25 protein-coding genes and 1 pseudogene are annotated in these 23,363 nt (G+C 68.2%); 17 read left to right on the top strand and 9 right to left on the bottom strand.

Going from position 1 to position 23,363, the window contains the following annotated elements:
• Window positions 1-66: 66 nt before the first annotated feature.
• Complete coding sequence (locus A3M1_RS0108335) at window positions 67-2,088, top strand: thioredoxin domain-containing protein (RefSeq protein WP_018388496.1); 2,022 nt, start codon at window positions 67-69, stop codon at window positions 2,086-2,088.
• A 352-nt stretch (window positions 2,089-2,440) separates the two neighbouring features.
• Here A3M1_RS0108335 and A3M1_RS0108340 read toward each other — a convergent pair whose 3' ends face one another.
• The 4 genes from A3M1_RS0108340 to hemE all read right to left on the bottom strand — a co-directional run bounded on the left by A3M1_RS0108340 (window position 2,441) and on the right by hemE (window position 6,000).
• Entirely contained in the window at window positions 2,441-2,764 is a 324-nt protein-coding gene (locus tag A3M1_RS0108340; protein ID WP_018388497.1) for a hypothetical protein, read from the bottom strand.
• 111 nt (window positions 2,765-2,875) lie between these two features.
• Window positions 2,876-4,141: a transcription termination factor Rho gene (gene rho / locus A3M1_RS0108345; protein WP_018388498.1), complete on the bottom strand. Its 1,266-nt coding sequence runs from the start codon at window positions 4,139-4,141 to the stop codon at window positions 2,876-2,878.
• Between the two features lie 244 nt (window positions 4,142-4,385).
• Window positions 4,386-4,811: a protoporphyrinogen oxidase HemJ gene (gene hemJ, locus A3M1_RS0108350; RefSeq protein WP_018388499.1), complete on the bottom strand. Its 426-nt coding sequence runs from the start codon at window positions 4,809-4,811 to the stop codon at window positions 4,386-4,388.
• Between the two features lie 127 nt (window positions 4,812-4,938).
• Complete coding sequence (hemE, locus tag A3M1_RS0108355; protein WP_018388500.1) at window positions 4,939-6,000, bottom strand: uroporphyrinogen decarboxylase; 1,062 nt, start codon at window positions 5,998-6,000, stop codon at window positions 4,939-4,941.
• A gap of 341 nt (window positions 6,001-6,341) precedes the next feature.
• Here hemE and A3M1_RS0108360 point away from each other — a divergent pair, with 341 nt between their 5' ends.
• From A3M1_RS0108360 to dnaQ, 5 genes are read left to right on the top strand one after another with little or no spacing between them, the layout of a single operon-like run.
• Complete coding sequence (locus A3M1_RS0108360) at window positions 6,342-7,208, top strand: pyruvate, water dikinase regulatory protein (protein WP_018388501.1); 867 nt, start codon at window positions 6,342-6,344, stop codon at window positions 7,206-7,208.
• Window positions 7,201-7,833 (top strand): Maf family protein, encoded by a 633-nt coding sequence (locus A3M1_RS0108365; RefSeq protein ID WP_018388502.1) that lies wholly within the window; start codon window positions 7,201-7,203, stop codon window positions 7,831-7,833. Before A3M1_RS0108360 ends, A3M1_RS0108365 begins: the two co-directional genes overlap by 8 nt.
• Window positions 7,830-8,675, top strand: a complete 846-nt coding sequence (locus A3M1_RS0108370) for a shikimate dehydrogenase (RefSeq protein WP_018388503.1) — start codon at window positions 7,830-7,832, stop codon at window positions 8,673-8,675. Before A3M1_RS0108365 ends, A3M1_RS0108370 begins: the two co-directional genes overlap by 4 nt.
• On the top strand, window positions 8,672-9,304 hold the full coding sequence (gene coaE, locus A3M1_RS0108375) for a dephospho-CoA kinase (protein ID WP_018388504.1): 633 nt from the start codon (window positions 8,672-8,674) through the stop codon (window positions 9,302-9,304). Before A3M1_RS0108370 ends, coaE begins: the two co-directional genes overlap by 4 nt.
• Entirely contained in the window at window positions 9,297-9,995 is a 699-nt protein-coding gene (gene dnaQ / locus A3M1_RS0108380; RefSeq protein ID WP_018388505.1) for a DNA polymerase III subunit epsilon, read from the top strand. The genes coaE and dnaQ overlap by 8 nt, the downstream gene beginning before the upstream one ends.
• A 43-nt stretch (window positions 9,996-10,038) precedes the next feature.
• On the opposite strand, the gene secB is transcribed toward dnaQ, so the two are convergent.
• A complete protein-coding gene (secB, locus tag A3M1_RS0108385; RefSeq protein ID WP_018388506.1) occupies window positions 10,039-10,503 on the bottom strand; it encodes a protein-export chaperone SecB in 465 nt (154 codons plus the stop codon).
• 476 nt (window positions 10,504-10,979) lie between these two features.
• Here secB and A3M1_RS0108390 point away from each other — a divergent pair, with 476 nt between their 5' ends.
• The 4 genes from A3M1_RS0108390 to A3M1_RS0108405 are packed head-to-tail and all read left to right on the top strand — an operon-like array spanning window position 10,980 to window position 13,971.
• Window positions 10,980-11,708, top strand: coding sequence for a Tim44/TimA family putative adaptor protein (locus A3M1_RS0108390; protein ID WP_018388507.1), 729 nt, complete (start codon window positions 10,980-10,982; stop codon window positions 11,706-11,708).
• A gap of 12 nt (window positions 11,709-11,720) precedes the next feature.
• Entirely contained in the window at window positions 11,721-12,998 is a 1,278-nt protein-coding gene (locus A3M1_RS0108395; RefSeq protein WP_018388508.1) for a murein transglycosylase A, read from the top strand.
• Window positions 12,998-13,609, top strand: a complete 612-nt coding sequence (locus A3M1_RS0108400; protein ID WP_018388509.1) for a Smr/MutS family protein — start codon at window positions 12,998-13,000, stop codon at window positions 13,607-13,609. The genes A3M1_RS0108395 and A3M1_RS0108400 overlap by 1 nt, the downstream gene beginning before the upstream one ends.
• Window positions 13,606-13,971 (top strand): helix-turn-helix transcriptional regulator, encoded by a 366-nt coding sequence (locus A3M1_RS0108405; protein ID WP_018388510.1) that lies wholly within the window; start codon window positions 13,606-13,608, stop codon window positions 13,969-13,971. Before A3M1_RS0108400 ends, A3M1_RS0108405 begins: the two co-directional genes overlap by 4 nt.
• Window positions 13,972-14,116: 145 nt before the next feature.
• Here the strand turns inward: A3M1_RS0108405 and hslU are convergent.
• From hslU to A3M1_RS0108425, 4 genes and pseudogenes are all read right to left on the bottom strand, one after another.
• Window positions 14,117-15,428 (bottom strand): annotated as a pseudogene (gene hslU / locus A3M1_RS25010) (ATP-dependent protease ATPase subunit HslU).
• A complete protein-coding gene (locus tag A3M1_RS0108415; protein WP_018388511.1) occupies window positions 15,425-16,513 on the bottom strand; it encodes a hypothetical protein in 1,089 nt (362 codons plus the stop codon). Before A3M1_RS0108415 ends, hslU begins: the two are co-directional and overlap by 4 nt.
• Window positions 16,510-17,055, bottom strand: a complete 546-nt coding sequence (hslV, locus tag A3M1_RS0108420) for an ATP-dependent protease subunit HslV (protein ID WP_018388512.1) — start codon at window positions 17,053-17,055, stop codon at window positions 16,510-16,512. The genes A3M1_RS0108415 and hslV overlap by 4 nt, the downstream gene beginning before the upstream one ends.
• 56 nt (window positions 17,056-17,111) lie before the next feature.
• Window positions 17,112-18,335, bottom strand: coding sequence for an MFS transporter (locus A3M1_RS0108425; protein WP_018388513.1), 1,224 nt, complete (start codon window positions 18,333-18,335; stop codon window positions 17,112-17,114).
• Window positions 18,336-18,478: 143 nt separating this feature from the next.
• Between A3M1_RS0108425 and hisB the strand changes: the two genes are divergently transcribed.
• From hisB to coaA, 7 genes are all read left to right on the top strand, one after another.
• The gene (hisB, locus tag A3M1_RS0108430; RefSeq protein WP_018388514.1) at window positions 18,479-19,072 is read left to right on the top strand and encodes an imidazoleglycerol-phosphate dehydratase HisB; all 594 of its coding nucleotides are present in this window, start codon (window positions 18,479-18,481) and stop codon (window positions 19,070-19,072) included.
• A gap of 18 nt (window positions 19,073-19,090) precedes the next feature.
• Complete coding sequence (locus A3M1_RS0108435; protein ID WP_018388515.1) at window positions 19,091-19,588, top strand: DUF2628 domain-containing protein; 498 nt, start codon at window positions 19,091-19,093, stop codon at window positions 19,586-19,588.
• On the top strand, window positions 19,585-20,247 hold the full coding sequence (hisH, locus tag A3M1_RS0108440) for an imidazole glycerol phosphate synthase subunit HisH (RefSeq protein ID WP_018388516.1): 663 nt from the start codon (window positions 19,585-19,587) through the stop codon (window positions 20,245-20,247). Before A3M1_RS0108435 ends, hisH begins: the two co-directional genes overlap by 4 nt.
• Window positions 20,244-20,978 carry a 1-(5-phosphoribosyl)-5-[(5-phosphoribosylamino)methylideneamino]imidazole-4-carboxamide isomerase gene (hisA, locus tag A3M1_RS0108445; protein WP_018388517.1) on the top strand — a complete coding sequence of 245 codons (735 nt, stop codon included), beginning with the start codon at window positions 20,244-20,246 and terminating at the stop codon, window positions 20,976-20,978. Before hisH ends, hisA begins: the two co-directional genes overlap by 4 nt.
• A gap of 20 nt (window positions 20,979-20,998) precedes the next feature.
• Complete coding sequence (hisF, locus tag A3M1_RS0108450) at window positions 20,999-21,799, top strand: imidazole glycerol phosphate synthase subunit HisF (protein ID WP_018388518.1); 801 nt, start codon at window positions 20,999-21,001, stop codon at window positions 21,797-21,799.
• A complete protein-coding gene (locus tag A3M1_RS0108455) occupies window positions 21,796-22,146 on the top strand; it encodes a phosphoribosyl-ATP diphosphatase (RefSeq protein ID WP_018388519.1) in 351 nt (116 codons plus the stop codon). The genes hisF and A3M1_RS0108455 overlap by 4 nt, the downstream gene beginning before the upstream one ends.
• Window positions 22,147-22,278: 132 nt before the next feature.
• On the top strand, window positions 22,279-23,238 hold the full coding sequence (gene coaA, locus A3M1_RS0108460) for a type I pantothenate kinase (protein ID WP_018388520.1): 960 nt from the start codon (window positions 22,279-22,281) through the stop codon (window positions 23,236-23,238).
• Window positions 23,239-23,363: the final 125 nt, after the last annotated feature.

The raw sequence follows: 23,363 nt of genomic DNA on the forward strand, positions 1-23,363 counted from the left end.
CCGCGTCGCTTGCAAGAAGCGCCCGCCGCCGCGCCACGATACCCCGTCCCCAGCCGGAGCGACATCTTGCCCAACCAGCTCGCCGCCGCCGCCAGCCCCTATCTGCTCCAGCACAAGGACAACCCCGTCGACTGGTGGGAATGGACGCCGGACGCCTTCGCGGAGGCCCGGCGCAGCAACCGGCCGATCCTGCTCTCCATCGGCTATGCCGCCTGCCACTGGTGCCATGTGATGGCGCATGAGAGCTTCGAGGACGAGGCGACGGCGGCGGTGATGAACGAGCTGTTCGTCAACATCAAGGTCGATCGCGAGGAACGGCCGGAGGTCGACCAGATCTATATGGCCGCGCTGCAGCAGCTCGGCGTGCAGGGCGGCTGGCCGATGACCATGTTCCTCGACCCGGAAGGCGCCCCTTTCTGGGGCGGCACCTATTTCCCGAAAGAAGCGCGCTATGGCCAGCCCGCCTTTACCGAGGTGCTGAAGACCATGGCTGGCGCCTATGCCTCGGGCGATCCGCGCATCACCCAGAACCGCGCCGCCCTGCTGGACCGGCTGCGGCAGAAGGCCCGGCCCGCCGGCCAGGTGGTGATCGGCACCCATGAGCTGGACGATATCGCCGGGCGGATCCTCGGCATCATGGATACCGAGCATGGCGGGCTACAGGGCTCGCCGAAATTCCCCAACACACCGTTCCTTGAGCTGCTGTGGCGCGGCTGGGAGCGTACCGGCCGAACGAAGCTGCGCGACGCGGCGCTGCACGCGCTTGATGGCATGAGCGAGGGCGGCATCTACGACCATATTGGCGGCGGCTATTCCCGCTACAGCGTCGACGAGCGCTGGCTGGTGCCGCATTTCGAGAAGATGCTCTACGACAATGCGCAGATCCTCGACCTGCTCGGCCTCGCCTATAGCGAGACGCTGGCCGAGCTTTTCCGCGCCCGCGCCGATGAGACGGTGGGCTGGCTGCAACGGGAAATGCTGACCGAAGGCGGCGCCTTCGCCGCCAGCCTCGACGCCGATTCCGAAGGCCATGAGGGCCGCTATTACGTCTGGACCCTCAAGCAGGTGCTGGACGCGCTTGGGGCGCAGGACGCGGAATTCTTCGCCCGGCATTACGACATTGTGCCCTTCGGCAATTGGGAAGGCGTTTCGATCCCGAATCGACTGAAGGAGATGGAGCGCTCCGGCGCCGACGAGGTGCGCCTCGCCCTGCTGCGCGACAAGCTGCTGGCCGTGCGCGAAAAGCGGGTGCCGCCCGGCCGCGACGACAAGGTGCTGGCCGACTGGAACGGGCTGATGATGTCAGCTCTGGTGGGCGCGGCGCCGCGCTTTGGGCGGCCGGAATGGGTGGAGCTGGCCGCCGGCGCCTTCCGTTTCATCGCCGAATCGATGGTGAAGGACGGGCGGCTCGGCCATAGCTGGCGCGCGGGGCGGCTGGTGTTCCCCGGCCTTGCCAGCGACTATGCCGCGATGATCGGCGCGGCGCTTGCATTGCACCAGGCGACCGGCGAGCGGAACTATCTCGACCAGGCGGTCGCCTGGCAGGCTCAGCTGGAGACGCACCATGCGAGCGAGGAAGGCGGCTATTACCTCACGGCCGACGATGCCGAGGGGCTGATTTTGCGGCCCGAAGCGACCGCTGACGATGCCGTCACCAACCCGCAGGCGCTGATCGCCCGCAACCTCGTTCGGCTCGCCGCGCTGACCGGAGATGACGCCTATCGCGCCCGCGCCGACCTTCTGTTCGACGCCCTGCTGCCGCGCGCCGCGCCGAATCTCTACAGCCATGCCGGCCTGCTCAACGCGCTCGACAGCCGGCTGCGGGCGCCGGAGATCGTGATTATCGGCGCGGGCGAGGCCGCCGACGCGCTGGCGGAGACCGCCCGCCGCCTGCCGCGCGTCGACATCACCCTGCAGCGGGTGGAAGACCCGGCGGCGCTGCCGGCCGATCATCCGGCCCGCGCCAAGGCGGAAAGTCTCGCGGCCGGCGCGGGAGGGGGCGCCGCCGCCTTTGTCTGCGCCGGCGCGGTGTGTTCGCTTCCCGTTACGGAATCGAATCGATTGGCGGAAGTGGTGCGTGGCGGCTGAGCGCGAGGGCGTGACGCCTCGGGTCGCGCCGGCAATGGGCGCCGGGACGCGGGCTTGGCGCGGATTTGCGCCCGTCGCGCCCGCCTGTGGACAGTCCTGTGGATAAGTTGGGGGCAAAAACCCCCACCGGCCCGCATTTCAACAGAAATGGCCGCTGGCAGGCGAAAGGACTTTTACGATGGATGGATCGGACGTGACCCCGTTTGGCCGCCCTGAGTCATTTGTGGAGTGTATTGTTTCGGCTACGAAACGTGCACGGGCGCACTATTTATCGCCGTAAAATGTCGGATCAAATGCGTCGGCGCAAAGATCGCCCTCCCGACACCGCGGGGCGCACCGGACGCCGGCGGCGTCAGTCTTTTCGGCTGAAGCGGATATTGGCCAGCATGAGCGGCACGACCAGCAGCAGCGCGCCGGCAAGGTCCGCCTGCAGGACATAGGCGAGGCCGAGTTCCTCGCGCACCGCCGGCCCGATCACCGGGTCGGCGAAATCGGCGATGAGGCTGGCGACGAACAGGGCGGTGGGCAGCCACACAGCAAGGGGCAGCCACCAGCGCCGGCAGGCCATGACCCAACTCAGCGCGGCGATACCGATGACGAAGAGCCACAGCTCGGCCATGGGCGGTTCGCGCTCGGCGACGCCGGCCTGGACCGGCAGCGCCAGAAGCAGCGCCACAGGAAGCGATATCAACGAAAGCCGAGTGATCCGCCCTGCCCGCATGCCCCGCCTCCCAGCGGCCTCGCCCCGGCGTTTTCGCCGTGGGCGTGCTTGCCTTGTGTTTTCGCCTTACGTGTTCATCGAGTCGAAGAAGTCGCCATTGGTCTTGGTCTGGCGCAGCTTGTCGACCAGGAACTCGATCGCGTCGACCGTCCCCATCGGGTTCAGGATGCGGCGCAGGACGTACATCTTCTTCAAAACGTCGGCCGGCACAAGCAGCTCTTCCTTGCGGGTGCCCGAGCGCGTGATGTCGATGGCCGGGAACACCCGCTTGTCCGACACCTTGCGGTCGAGAATGACCTCGGAATTGCCGGTGCCCTTGAACTCCTCGAAGATCACCTCGTCCATGCGCGAGCCGGTATCGACCAGCGCGGTGGCGATGATGGTGAGCGAGCCGCCCTCTTCGATGTTACGCGCCGCGCCGAAGAAGCGCTTGGGGCGCTGCAGCGCGTTGGCGTCGACACCGCCGGTCAGCACCTTGCCCGACGACGGCACGACGGTGTTGTAGGCGCGGCCGAGGCGGGTGATCGAATCCAACAGGATCACCACGTCGCGCTTGTGCTCGACGAGGCGCTTGGCCTTCTCGATCACCATTTCCGCGACCTGCACATGGCGCTGGGCCGGCTCGTCGAAGGTGGAGGAGACCACCTCGCCCTTCACCGAGCGCTGCATGTCGGTGACTTCCTCCGGCCGCTCGTCGATGAGCAGCACGATCAGGTAGCACTCGGGATGATTGGTGGTGATGGACTGGGCGATGTTCTGCAGCAGCACGGTCTTGCCGGTGCGCGGCGGGGCGACGATCAGGCCGCGTTGGCCCTTGCCGATCGGCGCCACGACATCGATGACGCGGGCGGAGAAATCCTTGCGCGTCGGGTCTTCGATTTCCAGCTTCAGCCGCTCGTCGGGATAGAGCGGGGTCAGGTTGTCGAAGTTGATCTTGTGCCGGATCTTGTCCGGGTCCTCAAAATTGATCGTGTTGACCTTGAGGAGGGCGAAGTAGCGCTCCCCATCCTTCGGGGAGCGGATCTGGCCTTCGACCGTGTCGCCGGTGCGCAGGCCGAAGCGGCGGATCTGGCTCGGCGAGACATAGATGTCATCGGGGCCGGGCAGATAATTCGCGTCCGGCGAGCGCAGGAAGCCGAAACCGTCGGAAAGGATCTCGACCACGCCCTCACCGATGATGTCGGTGTCCTTGGCGGCGAGCTGCTTGAGAATGGCGAACATCAGCTCCTGCTTGCGCAGCGTGCTGGCGTTCTCGACCTCAAGCTCCTCCGCAACCACGAGAAGTTCGGCGGGGTTCTTGGACTTGAGGTCCTGGAGCTTCATTTCCCCCATGGGAAAGGGCCTCGATATGTCTAATGTGGACGTAGCCGGTCGGGAAAACACCCGCCGAAACGACAAAAGGTGGGAAGCGCTGGTCTGCGGACCCAGGCCGAGGGGATCGGCTTCTTGTCCGGCACACCGTGCGGCATCGGGGAGATGCCCGTCTGAACGGAGCGACAGCCAGCTTCGTGGAGTTCGCGCACCATAGGCAAAGGCACGATTCGGCGCAAGTGCGCCGTCACAAGCTTTGAGCGGCTTAAAACGGCTTTACGATGACCATGATGACGATGCCGATCATCAGCAGCGTCGGCACCTCGTTCATGATCCGGAAAAAGCGCGCCGGCCGCGTGTTCCGGTCGGCGGCGAAATCGGCCACCCAGCGGGCCTGATATTCCTGCGCGACGGTCATGCCCAGCACCAGCGCCAGTTTCACGTGAAACCAGCCGGAGACGAACCATCCGCCCTGCCAGGCGAGATACAGCCCGGCCAGCCAGCTCACCGCCATGGCGGGACGGGCGATCGCCTTGAGCAGGCGCCGTTCCATCACCTTGAAGGTTTCCGACTGCGGCGAGCCTTGGGGCGCGTCGCAGTGATAGACCATCAGCCGGGGCATGTAGAGCAGCGCCGCCATCCAGGAGATGATGGCGATCACATGCAGCGCCTTGATCCAGTCGTAGAGCATCGACACCCCGTTCCCTGCACAACGTCATGCCCGGCCTCGGGCCGGGCATCCACGACTTGTCCGACCTCGGCCCATAGCGAAGACGTGGATGGCCGGGTCAGGCCCGGCCATGACGGCGTCCAAGTCGTCAGCCGCCGCGAATCCGGGCGATCATCTGCTCGACATGGGCGATCGGCGTTTCCGGGCGGATGCCGTGGCCGAGATTGAACACATGCGAGGCGCCGCGGAAATCCGCCAGGATGGCGTCGATGCTGGCGTCGAGTGCCCGGCCGCCGGCGATCAGGGTGAGTGGATCGAGATTGCCCTGCAGCGCGCATTTGCCCCCCAACGCATAGCGCGTCGCCGGGCGGTCGGCCGTCCAGTCGAGCCCCACCGCATTGACGCCTGATGCCTGCACCATCGCGGTGAGGCCGGACAATGTGGCGCCCTTGGGAAAGGCGATGATCCGCGCGCCGGGCACTTCAGCCCGCACCAGCGCGACGATGCGGGCGATCGGTTCAATCGACCAGCGGCGGAAGCTTGTGGGATCGAGCACCCCGGACCAACTGTCGAAGATCTGCACCGCATCGGCGCCGGCCTTGAGCTGGCCGATGAGATAACGCGCCGAGGTTTCCACCAGCCGGTCGATCAGCGCGGTGAAGAAATCGGGATCGCGCAAGGAGGCGAGCCGCGCCGGTGCCTGGTCCGGCGTGCCGCGCCCGGCGATCATGTAGGTCGCCACCGTCCACGGCGCGCCGCAGAAGCCGAGCAGCGCGGTCTCGCTGGGAAGTTCGGCGCGGATGCGAGTGACCGCTTCCAGCACCCGGTCGATCTTGTCCGGGTCCAGCGTCTCGCGCAGCGCGGCAAGCTCGGCACCATTCGTCACAGGCACGAGGCGGGGCCCTTCCCCGGCCTCGAAGGTCAGCGGGCAGCCGAGCGCGTGCGGCACGACGAGTATGTCGGAGAACAGGATCGCCGCATCGAAGCCGAAACGGCGGATCGGCTGCAGCGTCACTTCGACCGCGAGATCGGGCGTGTAGCAGAGGGTGAGGAAATCGCCGGCCTTCTCGCGCACCGCCCGGTATTCCGGGAGATAGCGCCCGGCCTGGCGCATCATCCAGATCGGCGTGCGGCTGGGCACCTGTCCGTCCAGCGCCTGCAGCAGGATCGGCTCGTTCTTCACGCTGGCCCCTGCCGTGGTGCTTTCCATTCCGGCGCTTTCCATCCGTTTGTCCCCTGCCTCTTCATACTTCTTTAAGCACTTTGAATCGAAGGTTGTCTGTGTAGTGAGCAGGGGATTAGAGATGTTCCTCCCCGCCCACAATACGCCCCCAGCCTAGGCGCTGGCGCGCCGGCCGCGGATGAATCCAAAATTCAGCCGGTTTAAGGGCTTAGCCGCCGCGTGCGGTGTTATCCACGCAGTTCGCCGCATGCGCCTTGATAAAGCGCACAGGGTGTCACCTGTGGAGGAAAACGGCCGCTGTCCCCAGCCCTCCCCTTGCGAACGGGCAAAGGGCATGGCTTGTTCCCATCCTATGCACAGGCCTGTGGATGACCGGGGTGACTGATTCCGCCCGCCCGTCGGAGAGCTACTACCACCTCCATCTCGTGTCGGATTCCACCGGCGAGACGCTGATCAGCGTCGGCCGGGCGGCGGCGGCGCAGTATGATGTGAAGCCGATCGAGCACATTTACCCGCTGGTGCGCTCGCACAAGCAGCTCGACAAGGTGGTGCAGGCGATCGATGAATTCCCCGGCATCGTGCTCTACACCCTCACCGATCCGGAACTGCGCAATCGGCTGAAGACCTATTGCCGCGACCATGGCGTGCCGGTGCTCTCCGTACTGGCGCCTGTGGTGCAGCTGTTCCAGGCCTATCTCGGCGGTGTGCCGGAACCGCGCGTCGGCGGCCAGCACCAGCTCGACGGCGATTATTTCCGCCGCATCGACGCGATGAACTTCACCGTCATGCATGATGACGGCCAGCATGTGGACGGGCTGGAAGCCGCCGATGTGGTGCTGCTCGGCATTTCCCGCTCCTCCAAGACGCCGACCAGCATCTATCTCGCCAATCGCGGCATCAAGACCGCCAATATCCCGCTGGTGCCGAGCCTGCCGGTGCCACCGGGCTTGGCTGATCTCAAGCGGCCGCTGATCGTCGGCCTGCTCGCCAGCGCCGACCGGGTGGTGGAAATCCGCCGCAACCGGCTGCTCGGGCTGAACGCGGCGCAGGCGGCCGACACCTATACCGACCGCCAGGCGGTGGCGGAGGAAATCGCCTTTTCCCGCCGGCTCTGCGCCCGCCATGGCTGGCCGATGATCGATGTCACCCGCCGCTCCATCGAGGAGACGGCGGCGGCGATCATCGCCCTGCTGCAGGAGCGCCGGCGCAAACTGACCGAGAATCCCAATGGCTGACACCGAAGGCGACAACGGCCTCTGGCGCGGGACGGCGCCGCTGCTGCTGGCCTCCAAGAGCGCGGCCCGCCGCGCCTTGCTGGAGGCGGCCCGCCTGCCCTTCGCGGTGGTGAGGGCTGAGGTGGATGAGCGGGCGATTGAGGCGCAGGCGGTGGAGGGCGGCGCCGCGCCGCCTGCCGTCGCGCTGGAGCTTGCCCGCGCCAAGGCGCTGGCGGGGGCAAGCGAGCATCACGGGCGGCTGGTGATTGGTGCCGACCAGACGCTGGCACTGGGCGATGAGGCCTTCCACAAGCCGGCGGACCGGGCGGCGGCGAAGGCGCAGATCGCCCGTCTGGCCGGCCGCACCCATGCCCTGCATTCGGCGGTCGCGGTGGCGCGCGACGGCGCGGTGCTGTGGGCGACGGTGGAAAGCGCCCATCTCACCCTGCGCCCGCTCGATGACGCCGCGCTTGAGGCCTATCTCGAGGCGGCCGGCGATGCGGTGCTCTCCAGCGTTGGCGGCTACCAGCTGGAGGGGCTTGGCATTCATCTGTTCGCCCGTGTCGAGGGCGACCATTCGGTGATACTGGGACTGCCGCTGCTGCCGCTGCTCGGCTTTCTCCGCTCCGAAGGACTTCTGCTGTGACCCGCAACGTGGCGATTATCGGCCATCCCGTCAGCCATTCGCGCTCGCCGCTGATCCATGGCTACTGGTTGGCCCAGCACGGCATTGATGGCGCCTATGGCGTGCGCGATGTCGCGCCTGAGAATATTGACGGCTTTCTCGCCGATTTCGCCGCCTCTGGCCTCGTCGGTGGCAATGTCACCGTGCCGCACAAGGAAGCTGCCTTCCGCGCCTGTGTCGCGCGTGATCCGGTGGCGGCGGCGCTGGGCGCGGTCAACACGATCTGGCTGCAGGATGGCGCGCTTCACGGCGCCAATACCGATGTGCATGGCTTTCTCGCCAATCTCGACGCCGCCGAGCCGGACTGGGCGCGGGCGCTCGGCGAGGCGGTGGTGCTGGGCGCCGGCGGCGCGGCGCGGGCTGTTGTCTACGGTCTGCTGGAGCGCGGCGTCGATCGCGTGGTGGTGGCCAACCGCACGCGGGCACGGGCCGAAGCGTTGCGCGACCAGTTCGGCCCGCGGGTGTTGCCGATCGACTGGCGCGACCTTGGCGGGCGGCTGATCGGCTGCCGGCTGCTGGTCAACACCACCTCGCTGGGGATGAAGGGCCAGCCGCCGCTCGATATCGACCTTTCCGCCCTGTCGCCGGACGCGCTGGTAACGGACATCGTCTATGTGCCGCTGGAAACCCCGCTCTTGCGGGCGGCCAAGGCGCGCGGCCTCGCCACTGTGGACGGGCTCGGCATGCTGCTGCACCAGGCGGTGCCGGGCTTCGCGCGCTGGTTCGGCGTGCGCCCGGAGGTGACGCCGGAGCTGCGGGCGCTGGCGATCGATGATCTGAAGGCCAAGGGGCAACTGGCGTGAGGGCGCGCCCCTTCCGGCTGGGGCTGACCGGCTCGATCGGCATGGGCAAATCGACTACGGCGCAGATTTTCCGCGCGCTCGGCGTGCCGGTGCACGATGCCGATGCGGCGGTGCATGCGCTTTATGGCGCGGAAGGCGTCGGCCCGGTGGGTGCGGCGTTTCCCGGCGTGGTGGTGGAGGGGCGGGTCGACCGCGCGCTTCTGGGCGCCCGCGTGTTCGGCGACGACGACGCGATGAAGCGGCTGGAAGCCATCGTCCACCCACTGGTGCGGGCGCGGGAAAAGGCCTTTCTCGAACAGGCGGCGGCGGCGGGCGAACCCATCGCCGTGCTCGACATTCCGCTGCTGTATGAGACCGGGGCGCAGGGCCGGGTCGACGCCGTGCTTGTGGTGACGGCGCCGGAAGAGGTGCAGCGCGCCCGGGTGATGGCCCGGCCCGGCATGAGCGAAGAAACCTTCGCCGCCATCCTCGCCCGGCAGATGCCCGATGCCGAGAAGCGCCGGCGCGCCGATTTTGTGCTCGACACCAGCCAGGGGCTCGACCCGGCCCGGGCCGCTATGGCAGAGCTGCTGCACCAGCTGCGGGCGGCGCGCGGCGCGGACGCAGAACAAGGAGACGGCGATGCGTGAGATCGTGCTCGACACCGAGACCACCGGCCTCAACCCGCTCACCGGCGACCGGCTGGTCGAAATCGGCTGCGTCGAGATCTTCAACCGCATCCCGACGGGGCAGGTCTACCATGTCTATCTGAACCCCCAGCGCGACATGCCGGTGGAGGCGTTCAACGTGCATGGGCTGTCGAGCGAATTTCTCGCCGACAAGCCGCTCTTCGCCCAGGTGGCGGACGACTTCCTCGCCTTCATCGCCGGCGACCCGCTGGTCATCCACAACGCCGCCTTCGATATCGGCTTCCTCAATGCGGAGCTGGCGAAGATCGGCCGGCCGGCGCTGACCTTCGACCGGGTGGTCGACACACTCTCGCTGGCGCGGCGGCGGCATCCGGGTGCGTCGAATCGTCTCGACGACCTGATGAACCGCTACGGCATCAACAGCTCGCGCCGCACCAAGCACGGGGCGCTGCTGGATTCCGAATTGCTGGCGGAGGTTTATGCCGAACTGTGCGGCGGCAAGCAGACGGCGCTGAGCCTGACTGCCTCGGACGCCACCGTCATCGTGATCGAGGGCCAGGTGACGAGCCCGATGCAGCGCCCGCGGCCGCTGGCGCCGCGCGGCAACGAGGCGGAGGCCGCCGCCCATGCCGCCTTCATCGCCACGCTGGGCGAGAACGCCATCTGGAAAGACTACACGGCCGGAAGCTGACGCCGCCGGCCGTGCTGTTCAGATCAGGCTCGAAAGGCCGGCGTCAGGACGCGAGCACGTTGCTCGGCGCCTGCTGCGCCATGCGCTGGCGATACAGCGTGACGAAATCGACCGGATCGATCATCAGCGGCGGGAAGCCGCCATTGCGCACCGTGTCGGCGACGATCTGCCGCGCGAAGGGGAACAGCATGCGCGGGCATTCGATCAGGATGAAGGGATGGATGGTTTCCTGCGCCACGTTCTGGGCGCGGAAGATGCCGGCATAGGCCAGCTCCAGCGCGAACAGCGTCTTGCCGTTCAGCTCGGCCTTGGCCTCGACCTTGAGCTCGACTTCATATTCCGAACCTTCGCGCATCGGCCGGGCATTGACGTTGATCTGGATGCCGATCTGCGGCTGGCCCTTCACGACCAGCGATTCCGGCGCGCCAGGATTCTCGAAGGACAGGTCTTTCGTGTACTGCGTCAGCACCTGCAGCGTCGGCATCTGGGCGTTGTCGGTCTCAGCCATAGGTTTCTCCGTGGGGTTCGCCGGGTTCCGCCATCCGGGGCGCCGGCGATGGTGCCGCTGGGTCGGTGGTCCCGCCGCAGCCGGTCTTTCAAGGGGCGGGTGTCGCTAACACGGTTGGATGCGGCTCACAAGCGCGGTGCGGCGCCGTTTTCCATGTGTCCTGCCATGCCAGCGGGCCAAGCCACGAACCTCGCCGCGAACGGCACCGCGAACCACGCCGCTTGGCGGAAGCCGCCGGCTTGCTCTACTGTGCGGGTGGATGTCCGGCCGTGCTGTTTCGCCCCGCTGTTCCGCCCCGCTGTTCCGCCCGATGTGATGACCTTGGGGCAGGGACGGGGTGGCGAAATCGGCCAGACGTCGTAAATAGGTCATGTGAACGGGTCGGTTCTTCCTTGGAAGAAGCCGCGTCGGCACCACATGATGTACAGTCCCGCGCCGGAACGGCTCCGGCGGGGCCAACAGCGGCGAACTGCGACGTGTTCGATATTTATACGATCATCTTCCTGGCCCTCGCCGTGTTCATTTTCATACGGCTGCGGAGCGTGCTGGGACAGCGTACGGGGCGCGAGCGGCCGCCCTACGACCCCTATTCGCGCCGCGATGCCGCCAAGGCGCCGGTGGGCGCCACCGACAAGGTGGTGAATTTCCCCGGCCCGGCCAATGACAAGCCGGCCGTGCCCGCGCCTGTGGAGCCGCTGGAAGATGCCGAACCCGCGCCGGCGCGCTGGGCCGGAATCGCCGAGGTCGGCTCGGCGGTGGCCAATGGCCTCGACGCCATCGCCGCGCAGGAGCGCGACTTCGACGCCAAGCACTTCCTCACCGGTGCCCGCGCCGCCTATGAGATGATCGTCGTCGCCTTCGCCCATGGCGACCGCGCCGCGCTCAAGGACCTGCTGGCGCGCGACGTGTTCGAGGGCTTCGCCGCTGCCATCGCCGAGCGCGAGCAGCGCGGCGAGACGATGGAGACGCAGTTCGTCGGCATCGAGAAGGCCGATATCATCGAGGCCGACGCCCGTGGACGCTCGGCGCAGATCACCGTGCGCTTCCTGTCGCAGCTGATTTCCGTCACCCGCGACAAGCACGGCGGCGTGGTCGATGGCGATGCCGAGCAGGTCGCCGATGTGACCGATGTGTGGACCTTCGCCCGGGAGCTGGGCGCCCGCGACCCCAACTGGAAGCTTGTCGCCACCGAAGCGGCTTCGTGAGAAGATGGCGCGGTGCGCGCTTTTCTTCTCATCCTTTCCCTTTCCGGAAGTCTGACCGGGGCCCTTCTTCTCGGGGCCGGGCCGGCGCGCGCCGCGCCGGCGCCGCTGTTTCCGCAGGCGGTGCTTGAGCCGAGCCGCTTTGCCGACCTGCCCGGCTGGGCGCAGGACGACCATGCCAAGGCTCTCGCCGCCTTCCGCCGCAGCTGCGGTGCGATCGCCCGCAAGGGTGATCGCGTCACCCCGCCCCGCCCGGTCTTCACCGCCCTGCGGCCGATTTGCGCCCGGGCGGCGCGGCTGCCGAGGCAACCGAGCGACGCGGTAGCGCGAAAATTCTTCGAGACGCAGTTCCGCCCCTACACCATCACCGCGCTGGGACAGGCCAACGGCTTTCTCACCGGCTATTACGAGCCGGAGGTCGAGGGCTCGCGCACGCGCTCGGGCGAGTTCGCTACACCGCTTTATGCCCGTCCGGCCGATCTCGTCATCGAATCGCCGCCCGGTGGCGGCCCGCCGAGCAATAAGAGCGGCGCTTTCCGCAAGGTGGACGGCGCGCTGGTGCCCTATCACGACCGCGCCGCCATCGAGGACGGGGCGCTCGGCGACGACGGGGCGGTGGTCGCCTGGATCCGCGACCCGGCCGATGCCTTCTTCGCTCATATCCAGGGCTCGGTGCGGGTGCGCCTGCCCGATGGCGAGGTGCTGCGGCTGAACTATGACGGCCATAATGGCCAGCCCTACACGCCGATCGGCCGGCTGCTGATCGAGCGCGGGCTGGTGCCGCGCGAGAAGATGTCGATGGACGCCATCCGCGCCTATATCGCCACGCACCCGCAGGAAGGGCGCGCGCTGATGCGGGAAAACCGTTCCTACATCTTTTTCCGCATCGCTCGTGAGCTGAAGGCCGAGGACGGGGCGGTGGGCGCGCAGGGCCTGCCGCTGATGGCGGGGCGCTCGATCGCGGTGGACAAGGTGATCCACGTCTACGGCACACCCTTTTATCTCGACGCAGCGCTGCCCACCGGGCCGGAAGGGGCCAGCGAACCCTTCGCGCGGCTGATGATCGCGCAGGACACCGGCTCGGCCATTGTCGGCCCGGCCCGCGCCGACATTTTCTTCGGTGCCGGCGACGAGGCGGGCAGGCTGGCTGGGCGCATCCAGCATCCCGGCCGCTTCACCGTGCTGCTGCCGCGCGCGCTCGATCCCGCCCGCGCCCGGGTGCCGTTGCCGAAGCCGAGGCCGGCGAGCGCGCCCGAGGCGCCGCTTCCCGCCGCCGTGTCGGAGACGCCGTGATGGCGGGGCCTGTTGATTCGGGCGGGCGTTCGCGCCGGCGCCGTCCTCTCGACACCGAGGAAAAGGCGCTGTGGGAGCATGTGACGCGCTCGATCCGACCGATCCGCCCGGTGAAGCGCACCACTCTCGCCTCGGCGGAGACCGGCGGCGTGGTCGAGGCAGCGGCGGAGCCGGCCTCCGAGAAGCCCGCCCGGCTGACCAAGGCCGTACCCTCCGCTCCCAAGAGCGCACCGAAGCCCCCCGCGCCGCTGCCGCTCGCCCCGCTGGAGCCGAAGCTGCGCCGCCGCCTGTCGCGCGGCGCGGAGGTGGATGCGCGGCTCGATCTGCACGGCATGACCCAGGCCGCCGCGCATGGAAGGCTGATCGGCTTTCTGCGTGCGGCGCAGGGCTCAGGCCACGGGCTGGTGCTTGTCATAACAGGCAAGGGCGAGGCGATGAGCGTGCTCGCCGGCGAGGGCGGGCGCGGCGTGCTGCGCCGGCTGGTGCCGCAATGGCTCGGCGCGCCGGAGTTGCGCACCGTGGTGCTCGGCTTCGAGACCGCCGGGCGCGGCCATGGCGGTGAAGGCGCGCTTTATGTGCGGGTGCGGCGGCTGCGCGGAGGCCGGCCGTGACGCCCTTCGGCCGCCGCCTGCGCGAGCTGCGGGCCGAGCGCGGGGTGACGCTGAGCCAGATGGCGGAAACGATCGGCGTCTCCGCCGCCTATCTCTCGGCGCTGGAACACGGCAAGCGCGGCCAGCCGACCTGGCTGATGCTCCAGCGCATCATGGCCTATTTCAACGTCATCTGGGACGAGGCGGAAGCGCTGCGGGCGCTGGCCGACCTTTCCGACCCGCGCGTGGTGGTGGACACGTCAGGCCTCGCGCCCGAGGCGACGGAGCTGGCGAACCTTCTCGCCCGCGAGATCGCCACCCTGCCGCCCGAAGCGGTGGCCGAATTGCTTGGCCGGCTGAAGATCTTGCGGCGCCCGGGGTAGCGGGGCGGAACATGGCCTGCGTGCTTCGAGACACGGGGCTCGCGCCCCGCTCCTCAGCATGACGGCGGTGTTTCCAGCGTCATTGCCGGACTGCCCCGTTTCACGTGAAACCCTCAGCCGGCTCGGGTCTCGTTCCGGGTCCGAATCAAAGAATATAGCGGCTGAGATCCGTGTTGCCGGCGAGGTCGGCGACGCGCTCGCGCACATAGTCGCCATCCACCACCACCTTGTCGCCGGCGCGGTCCGGGGCGGTGAAGGACAGATCGTCCAGCACCCGCTCGATCACCGTCTGCAGACGCCGGGCGCCGATGTTCTCCACGCTCGCATTCACCTGCACGGCGATGTCGGCGATCGCCGCCACCGCGTCCTCGGTGATGACGAGCTCGACCCCTTCCGTGCCCATCAGCGCCACCGACTGCTTGACGAGGCTCGCCTCGGTCTCGGTGAGGATGCGGGTGAAGTCCTCGCGGGTCAGCGCTTCCAGCTCAACCCGGATCGGCAGCCGGCCCTGCAGTTCGGGCAGCAGGTCCGAGGGCTTGGAGACGTGAAAGGCGCCGGAGGCGATGAACAGGATATGGTCGGTCTTCACCGCCCCGTGCTTGGTGGAGACGGTGGTGCCCTCGATCAGCGGCAGCAGGTCGCGCTGCACGCCCTCGCGGGAGACATCAGCGCCGCCGCGCCGCTCCGAGCCGGCAGATCTTGTCGATCTCGTCGAGGAAGACGATGCCGTTTTCCTCCACCGAGCGGATCGCCTCCTGCACGATGGCGTCCTGGTCGATCAGCTTGTCGGCTTCCTCCGAGAGCAGCAGCGGATGGGCGTCCTTCACGTTGACGCGGCGGGGCTTGGAGCGGCCGCCAAAGGCCTTGCCCAGCATGTCGCCGAGCGAGACCGCGCCCATCTGCGCCCCCGGCATGCCGGGAATCTCGAACATCGGCATGCCCTGGCCACCGCTGGAGGTGAGCTCGATCTCGATCTCCTTGTCGTCCATCAGCCCGTCGCGCAGCTTCTTGCGGAAGCTCTCGCGAGTGCCTGATGAGGCGGTGGCGCCAACCAGCGCGTCGAGCACCCGTTCCTCGGCGGCCAGATGCGCCTTGGCCTCGACGCCCTTGCGGCGCACGTCGCGCACCAGGCCGATGCCGATCTCCACCAGGTCGCGGATGATCTGCTCGACATCGCGCCCGACATAGCCGACCTCGGTGAACTTGGTCGCCTCCACCTTGAGGAAGGGCGCGCCGGCGAGCCGGGCGAGGCGGCGGGAGATCTCCGTCTTGCCGACGCCGGTGGGGCCGATCATCAAAATGTTCTTCGGCAGCACCTCCTCGCGCAGCTGGCCTTCCAGCTGCTGGCGGCGCCAGCGGTTGCGCAGCGCGATGGCGACCGCGCGCTTGGCCTTGTGCTGGCCGACAATGTAGCGGTCGAGCTCGGAGACGATTTCGCGGGGCGAGAAGCTGGTCATGATGATGATGCAATATGTGGGGTGGGAAGGACGGTCGGATGCGGCAGCCGCCGCGCCAGCCGGGCCGGCAGCAGGGCGAGCACGGCCCGGCGCAGCGGGTGCCACAGGGCGCTGAGCAGCAGGATGAAGGCGCCGAGCACCAACAGGCTCAGCGGCGTCGAGCTATCGGCAAAGCCGCTGACCTCGATCAGCGAGGCGAAGGCGAAGCCGGCATAGGCAAGACCGGAGACCAGCAGCGCGCGGCGGTCGATCAGCACCGCCACCACGCCGAGCCCGGCGAACACCGCCAGCATCGGCAGCGCGCTGGCCTCGCCGGGCGCGCCCTCCGGCCAGATGAAGCCGCGAATCAGCGGATGCACGATCAGCGGCGCCGCCAGAAGATGCAGCCAGAAGGCGATGTCGGTCCGCCGCGTCAGCCGCTGCGGATCGCTCATGTCGAAGCGCATGGCGAGCGCGAAGACGCCGAGGCCGCAGAGCATGAGCACCGGATTGATCACCGCCGCGAGGCCGCCGGGTGTTGCGGCCGCCACCAGGCCGACCACGATCGCGACCAGCGCGGCGGCGCCGGCGGCCAGGGTGATCGGCACCCGGAAGCGCCAATAATGCAGAATCGCGGCGGCCAGCGTCGCCAGACCGGCCAGCGCCAGGGTGAGCGGATCTTCGCCGAGCGTCGCGAGGCTCGGGATGAGCGGCATGGTGCTGCCGAGCCAGGTGGACGACGCCATGAAAACCGACGCGCAGAACACCACCAGCAGCACGATGCTGGGCAGTGCCATGCGCTGCACGCGGGTGAAGAACTCCGCCAGCAGCCAGCTGGCCGCGCCGATAGCGGCCCACATGCCGGCCGCGCCGAGCCTATCGCCGAAATAGCCCAGCGCGCCGAGGAACAGCGCCAGCCCGATAGTGACGAAGATGTCGCCGAAGCCGGTGATGAAGCGCAGCCGCTCGTCATCCTCCGGCGGCGGGAGGGCGGCGTCGCGTGTGGGAACCAGCTCCGCCTCCAGCGCGCGTAGCCGCTCGGCCTGCTCCGGCGTGATGACGCCGCGTTCGGTCGCGATGAGGACGGTATTGTCGGAAATGCTCACCCGATCGTCTCCACCACCACATTGTGGTTGGTGTAGATGCAGATCTCGGCGGCGATGGCGAGGCTTTTGCGCACGATGGCCTCGGCGTCCCGGCCGCTGTCGGAGAGGGCGCGGGCCGCCGCGAGCGCGAAGCCGCCGCCCGAGCCGATGGCGGCGATGCCGTTTTCCGGCTCCAGCACGTCGCCAGTGCCGGTGAGCACCAAAGTGACATTGGCGTCGGCGACAATCATCATCGCCTCCAGCCGGCGCAGATAGCGATCGGTGCGCCAGTCCTTGGCGAGCTCGACGCAGGCGCGCTGCAGCTGGCCGGGATACTGCTCCAGCTTGGCCTCCAGCCGCTCGAACAGCGTGAAGGCATCCGCCGTGGCGCCGGCGAAGCCGCCGATCACATCGCCCTTGCCGAGCCGGCGCACCTTGCGGGCGTTGGATTTCATCACCGTGTTGCCGAGCGTCACCTGCCCGTCGCCGCCAATGGCGACGCGCCCGTCAGCGCGGACGGAAACGATGGTGGTGCCGTAGATCGTATCGGGGGAATGGGTCATCAAGGGCTCTGTATCGAGGGCGCGTCACGTGCGCCCTTACTTAAGTCTTCAACGCGTCAGCGCAACTCGGGACCGGCGGCGGCCGTCGGCCCGGCGAGCCGGAGGCCGGGAAGGAGGGCGATCAGGACGATGACGCCCCCGGCCGCGAGGAACGCATCGGCCGGCAGCACCACCAGCAGGCTGCTCAGCAGCCCGGCGATGAGGACAGAAAGCGCGACCCCCGCATTGGCGATGCCGAGCGCCCAGCCCCGCTCGCTCTCGTCCACCGCCGAGGAGATGGCGGCGAGCAGGGTGATGAAGGCGAGAATGTTGCTGGCGGTCGACAGGAAGCCCAGCGCCACCTGAGCCCAGGCCGGCAGGGGCAGCGCGCTCACGATGAGACAGAGGCCGCACAGGGCGAGGCCGACCAGGGCGGTCGCCTTGTCGCTGCCGAGCCGCGCGCGAACCAGCGCGAATCCGACGGCGGAAGAGACCGCGCAGCCGATGCCCATCACCATGGAGAACAGGCCAAGCCCGGCCGTCGTGAAGCCATAGGAGCGCTGCATCTCGATGAGGATGAAGGTGTAGTAGATGAGGAAACCGAGCTGGAAGAGGAAGAAGGACGTCGCCGGCATGAGGATCGCCGGCCGGTCCCCGATCCGCGCCAGCAGGCGGAAGGGCTGCCTCCAGTCGAGCACGAGGGCCCGGCGCGACTCATCCCTGGCAAAATGCGCCGAGTTGAGGCTGACGAGCGTCGCGACGCAGAGCAGCAGAGCGACGATGAGCGGCAGGCGCAGCTCGAAATGGCCGAGCAGCCCTCCGATCGCGGGACCCGCCACCATGCCGATCGTGTTGACCAGCACGATCTGCGCCATCGCGGCGCTGCGCTGGTCCGGCGGCACGGCGTCCACCACCGATGCCTGGGCGATAGGCGCGGTGCCGGCCATCAGCCCGGAGGAGAGGCGGCCGAGGAAGAACAGCCAGAGATGCCCGACGGAGAGCGCCACCGCCATCAGCGCGTAGCTTGCGGCCAGCCCGCCCATGCAGATCATCAGGGTGCGCCGGCGGCCCAGCGCGTCCGACAGGTCGCCGAGCAGCGACGAGCCGAAGAACATGCCGATCGGAAACAGGGAGAAGGCCAGTGACAGCAGCGTGTCGCGCGTCGCCGGACCATAGGCGCTCGTCAACCATGGGCTCTCGAAGAGCGCGACGATCAGCGGATACATCAGGCCGAAGGAGAAGATGTCGATGAAGACGGCGAGGAACAGGGGCGCGCGCGTGCGCAGCGTGGCCAGGTCCATCGAAAGAGCTCCCATGCGCGGAGACCGGGATGATGATGGCCTTTCTCCCCGCGCGCCAGCCTTGCACGGGGGGAAAGGCTGCGCATATGGCCTCTCCACACTTTAGCTGCTAAGACGCGCGCTCTTTCCGGGAGCCCCTCGCCATGCGCACGGCCAGCATCACCCGCGCCACCAAGGAAACGCAGATCCGCCTCTCCGTCGATCTCGACGGCACGGGGAAGGCGATGATCGCGACCGGCGTCGGCTTTTTCGACCATATGCTCGACCTGCTGGCGCGCCATTCGCGCATCGACATGGAGATCGAGGCGAAGGGCGACCTGCACATCGATTTCCACCACACGGTGGAGGATGTCGGCATCGCGCTCGGCCAGGCGGTGAAGGCGGCGCTCGGCGACATGCGCGGCGTCACCCGCTATGCCAGCCTGCATTTGCCGATGGACGAGACGCTGACCCGCGTCGCGCTCGACATCTCAGGCCGGCCCTTCCTGGTGTTCCGCACCGAATTCGCCGTGGCGAAGATCGGCGAGTTCGACACCGAGCTGGTGCGCGAATTCTTCCAGGCCTTCGCGATGAATGCGGGGCTGACCCTGCATGTCGAGACTCTCTATGGCGCCAACGCGCACCATATTGCGGAGAGCTGCTTCAAGGGTCTGGCCCGCGCCCTGCGCGCGGCGGTGGCGATCGACCCGGCGGCAGCGGGGGAAATCCCGTCCACCAAGGGCAGCCTTGGCGGCTGAACCGGGGCTGGAGACATCATGACGGTCTGGACGGTTTTTGAGCCCGAGGAAGACGGCGAGCGGCGCTCCACCCTCAACTGGGCGGATGGCTTCGTCTTCGTGCCCGAACGCCTGTCCTGGAGCGCGCTGCTCTTCGCCCCGCTGGTGCTGCTGCGGCACCGCCTCTGGCTGGCTTTCATCGTCTATGTGCTGGCGCAGGGCGCGGTGATCGCGGCCATTCTCGGGCTCGACCTTGCCGACCGCGCCTTCGCCCTGCTGCTGGTGGCCAATATCGCGGTGGCGGTCGGCCTGCCGGGCCTGCGCCGTGCCAAGCTGCTCGGCAAGGGCTATGAGGAGGCCGGCTGCGTGGTGGCCCCGAAGCTGGAGGCGGCCGAGCAGCGCTATTTCGACGCCCGGCTCGGCGAGGTCGCCGCCGCCCGTGTTCCGCTGCCCCCCATGGGCGGCGCCCGCATCCACGCTGCGGCGCGGCCGGCGCAGGCCGGCGTGCTGGGCCTGTTCCCGGAGGCCGCCCGATGATTCCCCCCGCGCCCGTCGCCCTCATCGACTATGGCTCCGGCAATCTCCATTCCGCCGGCAAGGCGCTGGAACGCGCCGCGCGCGAGGGCGGCAGCGGCAAGAGCGTGCTGGTGACGGCCGATCCTGACGTGGTGCGCCGGGCCGACCGCATCGTGCTGCCCGGGGTGGGCGCCTATGCCGATTGCCGGCGCGGGCTCGACGCCGTGCCGGGCATGGTGGAGGCGCTGACCGAGGCGGTGATGACGCGCGGCCAGCCCTTTCTCGGCATCTGCGTCGGGCTGCAATTGATGGCGACGCGCGGGCGCGAGCATGGCGACACCGCCGGCCTCGGCTGGATCGACGGCGAGGTGGTCAAGATCGAGCCGGGCGATGCCGCGCTGAAGATCCCGCATATGGGCTGGAATTCGCTCGACGTGGCCCGCCCGCACCCGCTGCTGGCCGGCATTCCCACCGGCGAGGACGGGCTCGACGCCTATTTCGTCCATTCCTATCACCTCAACGCCGCGCGTGCGGGCGATGTGATCGCGACCACCTCTTATGGCGGTGCCGTCACCGCCATGGTCGGCCGCGACAACCTCGCCGGAACGCAGTTCCATCCCGAGAAGAGCCAGCGCCTCGGCCTCGCCCTTCTCGCCAATTTCCTGAAGTGGGCGCCGTGATCCTCTTTCCCGCCATCGATCTCAAGGACGGCAAATGCGTGCGCCTGCAGCAGGGCGACATGGCACGCGCCACCATTTTCAACCATGACCCCGCCCAGCAGGCGGCGCAGTTCGAGGCACAGGGCTTCCGCTACCTGCACATCGTCGATCTCGACGGTGCCTTCGCCGGCCAGCCGGTGAACGCGGCGGCGGTGGAGCGCATTCTCGAAGCGGTGGGCATGCCGGTGCAGCTCGGCGGCGGCATACGCGACATCGCCCGGGTCGAGGATTGGCTGGAAAAGGGCATCACCCGTGTCATCCTCGGCACGGCGGCGGTGCGCGACCCGGCCTTCGTCAAGGAGGCGGCGCGCCGCTTCCCCGGCCGCGTCGCGGTGGGGCTGGACGCCAAGGACGGGCGCGTGGCGGTGGAAGGCTGGGCGGAGACCTCAGACCTCACGGCGCTGGAACTGGCGCAGCGTTTTGAGGATGCCGGCGTTTCCGCCATCATCTACACCGACATCGCCCGCGACGGCCTGCTGAAGGGGCTCAATCTCGACGCCACCATCGCGCTGGCCGACGCCATCTCCATTCCGGTCATCGCCTCGGGCGGGCTGGCCTCGATGGACGACGTGACGGCGCTGCTGGAGCCGCGCGCGGCCAAGCTTGAAGGCGCCATCACCGGCCGCGCGCTCTATGATGGGCGGCTCGATCCCCGCGCGGCGCTGGCGCTGGTCGCCGGCCTGCCGGCATGAGCGGGAAAGGCGAGACGTCCATGCTCAAGGTCCGCGTCATCCCGTGCCTCGACGTGAAGGACGGCCGCGTCGTCAAGGGCGTGAAATTCGTCGATCTGCGCGATGCCGGCGATCCGGTGGAGGCGGCCAAGGCCTATGACGCCGCCGGCGCCGACGAATTGTGCTTCCTCGACATCACCGCCAGCGTCGAGGCCCGCAGCACGCTGATCGACGTGGTGAGCCGCACCGCCGAACAGTGCTTCATGCCGCTCACCGTGGGCGGCGGCGTGCGCACGGTGGAGGACATCCGCGCGCTGCTGAACGCCGGCGCCGACAAGGTGTCGATCAATACCGCGGCGGTGAACCGGCGGGAATTCGTGCGCGAGGCGGCCGAAAAATTCGGCGAGCAGTGCATCGTCGTCGCCATCGACGCCAAGAAGGTGTCCGCCGAGGGCGAGCCGGACCGCTGGGAGATCTTCACCCATGGCGGGCGCAACCGCACCGGCATCGACGCGGTGGAATACGCGAAAGAGGTCGTCGCGCTCGGCGCCGGCGAAATCCTGCTCACCTCGATGGACCGTGACGGCACCGGCGAGGGCTTCGACCTGAAGCTCACCCGCGCGATTTCCGATGCGGTGACGGTGCCGGTGATCGCCTCGGGCGGGGTGGGCACGCTCAACCACCTTGTCGACGGCATTCGCGAGGGCGGCGCCTCGGCGGTGCTGGCGGCCTCGATCTTCCATTTCGGCACCTTCACCATCGGCGCGGCCAAGCAGGCGCTCGGCGCCGCCGGGCTTCCCGTCCGGAGCGGCGGTGGCGACATTGAGGAGACCGGCCGATGAACGCCTCCCCTGCCCGCGAGATGCCTGCCCGCGTGACGCTCGAAGACCTCGCCGCCATCGTCGCCGCCCGCGCCGCGAGCGAGAGCGAGGCGTCCTATACCCGCACGCTCATCGCCAAGGGCGTCGCCAAATGCGCCCAGAAGCTCGGCGAGGAAGCGGTGGAGACGGCGCTCGCGGCTGTCGGCACCGATACCAAAGCGGTCATTTCCGAAACCGCCGATCTTCTCTACCATCTGGCCGTGCTGCTTCAGGCACGCGGCGTGTCGCTGGATGACGTGTATGCGGAGCTCGGCCGCCGGACGAACCAGTCCGGCCTGGAGGAAAAGGCGTCCCGCCCCAAGGGCTAAGGGCGCCGGGACCCTCGCTTCTGGCGCGGCCCCCGGGCCTTGCGCGGGCGGTATCACGTCTCCTCCTTTAGTGGTATACGGTCGACCAACGCCTGGCGCTTTGAATGTCCGGGCGAGCCGGGAAACGCTGCCATGGACCTGAAGCTCGACGGGGCGGGGCTCTCGCCCTTCCGTAATTTCAGCCGCGCCGAATGGGCGGCTTTGCGTGCCGACACGCCCCAGCCGCTGAAGGCGGACGAAATCCAGCGCTTGCAGGGTTTCAACGACCGGCTGTCGACCCCTGAAATCGAGGAGATCTACCTGCCGCTGTCGCGGCTGCTGTCGATCTATGTCGGGGCGACGCAGAAGCTGTTCCGCCAGATGCAGAAGTTTCTCGGCCCCGAGCAGAACGGCAAGATGCCCTATATCATCGGCGTCGCCGGTTCGGTGGCGGTGGGCAAATCCACCACCGCGCGCGTGCTGCAGGCGCTGCTGGCCCGCTGGCCCAACACGCCGAAAGTGGCGCTCGTCACCACCGATGGCTTTCTGCTGCCGAACGCGATTCTGGAACGCGAAGGGCTGATGGGGCGCAAGGGGTTTCCCGAGAGCTACGACCTGCCGGCGCTGCTGCATTTCCTCACCGACATCAAGGCCGGCCGCCGGCCGGTGCGGGCGCCGGTGTACAGCCATTTCGACTATGACGTGACGCCCAACCTCATGGTGGAGGTCGACCAGCCGGACATCCTCATCGTCGAGGGGCTGAACGTGCTGCAAACCAGCCGCCCGCCCAAGGATGGCAAGGGCATTCCCTTCGTCTCCGACTTCTTCGACTTCAAGGTCTATATCGACGCCGACGAGACCATCCTGGAGCGCTGGTATGTCGAGCGCTTCATGCGGCTGCGCGGAACCGCCTTTCTCGATCCCAAGGCCTATTTCCACCGCTATTCCAGCCTGACCGCTGCCGAGGCGGACGCCACCGCCCGCGCGATCTGGCGCTCGATCAACCTGCTGAACCTGCAGGAGAACATTCTGCCCACCCGCCAGCGCGCCGACCTGATCCTGCGCAAGGGCGGCGATCATGAGGTCGAGGCGGTTTCGCTGAGGAAGCTGTGAATGGCGGCCGGACGCCACGCCATGCCGTCATCCCGGCCGGCGCGAAGCGGAGAGCGGGGATCGCCGGCATTGCGCCGGCCCTTCTGGCGCGGTCGATCCCGGCTCGGCCTCCTTCCGTCCGGGAT

The sequence above is a fragment of the Ancylobacter sp. FA202 genome (assembly GCF_000380205.1).
In the GTDB taxonomy this organism is placed as follows: domain Bacteria; phylum Pseudomonadota; class Alphaproteobacteria; order Rhizobiales; family Xanthobacteraceae; genus Ancylobacter.

What these genes read in the sequence shown, in the direction of transcription:
- hisH (WP_018388516.1), top strand. Translation starts at nt 19,585, where the DNA reads ATGATTCCCCCCGCGCCCGTCGCCCTCATCGACTATGGCTCCGGCAAT.
- hisB (WP_018388514.1), top strand. Translation starts at nt 18,479, where the DNA reads ATGCGCACGGCCAGCATCACCCGCGCCACCAAGGAAACGCAGATCCGC.
- A3M1_RS0108365 (WP_018388502.1), top strand. Translation starts at nt 7,201, where the DNA reads ATGGCTGACACCGAAGGCGACAACGGCCTCTGGCGCGGGACGGCGCCG.
- A3M1_RS0108360 (WP_018388501.1), top strand. Translation starts at nt 6,342, where the DNA reads ATGACCGGGGTGACTGATTCCGCCCGCCCGTCGGAGAGCTACTACCAC.
- secB (WP_018388506.1), bottom strand. Translation starts at nt 10,503, where the DNA reads ATGGCTGAGACCGACAACGCCCAGATGCCGACGCTGCAGGTGCTGACG.
- hisF (WP_018388518.1), top strand. Translation starts at nt 20,999, where the DNA reads ATGCTCAAGGTCCGCGTCATCCCGTGCCTCGACGTGAAGGACGGCCGC.
- rho (WP_018388498.1), bottom strand. Translation starts at nt 4,141, where the DNA reads ATGGGGGAAATGAAGCTCCAGGACCTCAAGTCCAAGAACCCCGCCGAA.
- A3M1_RS0108425 (WP_018388513.1), bottom strand. Translation starts at nt 18,335, where the DNA reads ATGGACCTGGCCACGCTGCGCACGCGCGCGCCCCTGTTCCTCGCCGTC.
- A3M1_RS0108400 (WP_018388509.1), top strand. Translation starts at nt 12,998, where the DNA reads ATGGCGGGGCCTGTTGATTCGGGCGGGCGTTCGCGCCGGCGCCGTCCT.
- hemE (WP_018388500.1), bottom strand. Translation starts at nt 6,000, where the DNA reads ATGGAAAGCACCACGGCAGGGGCCAGCGTGAAGAACGAGCCGATCCTG.
- coaA (WP_018388520.1), top strand. Translation starts at nt 22,279, where the DNA reads ATGGACCTGAAGCTCGACGGGGCGGGGCTCTCGCCCTTCCGTAATTTC.
- dnaQ (WP_018388505.1), top strand. Translation starts at nt 9,297, where the DNA reads ATGCGTGAGATCGTGCTCGACACCGAGACCACCGGCCTCAACCCGCTC.
- A3M1_RS0108455 (WP_018388519.1), top strand. Translation starts at nt 21,796, where the DNA reads ATGAACGCCTCCCCTGCCCGCGAGATGCCTGCCCGCGTGACGCTCGAA.
- A3M1_RS0108435 (WP_018388515.1), top strand. Translation starts at nt 19,091, where the DNA reads ATGACGGTCTGGACGGTTTTTGAGCCCGAGGAAGACGGCGAGCGGCGC.
- hslV (WP_018388512.1), bottom strand. Translation starts at nt 17,055, where the DNA reads ATGACCCATTCCCCCGATACGATCTACGGCACCACCATCGTTTCCGTC.
- hemJ (WP_018388499.1), bottom strand. Translation starts at nt 4,811, where the DNA reads ATGCTCTACGACTGGATCAAGGCGCTGCATGTGATCGCCATCATCTCC.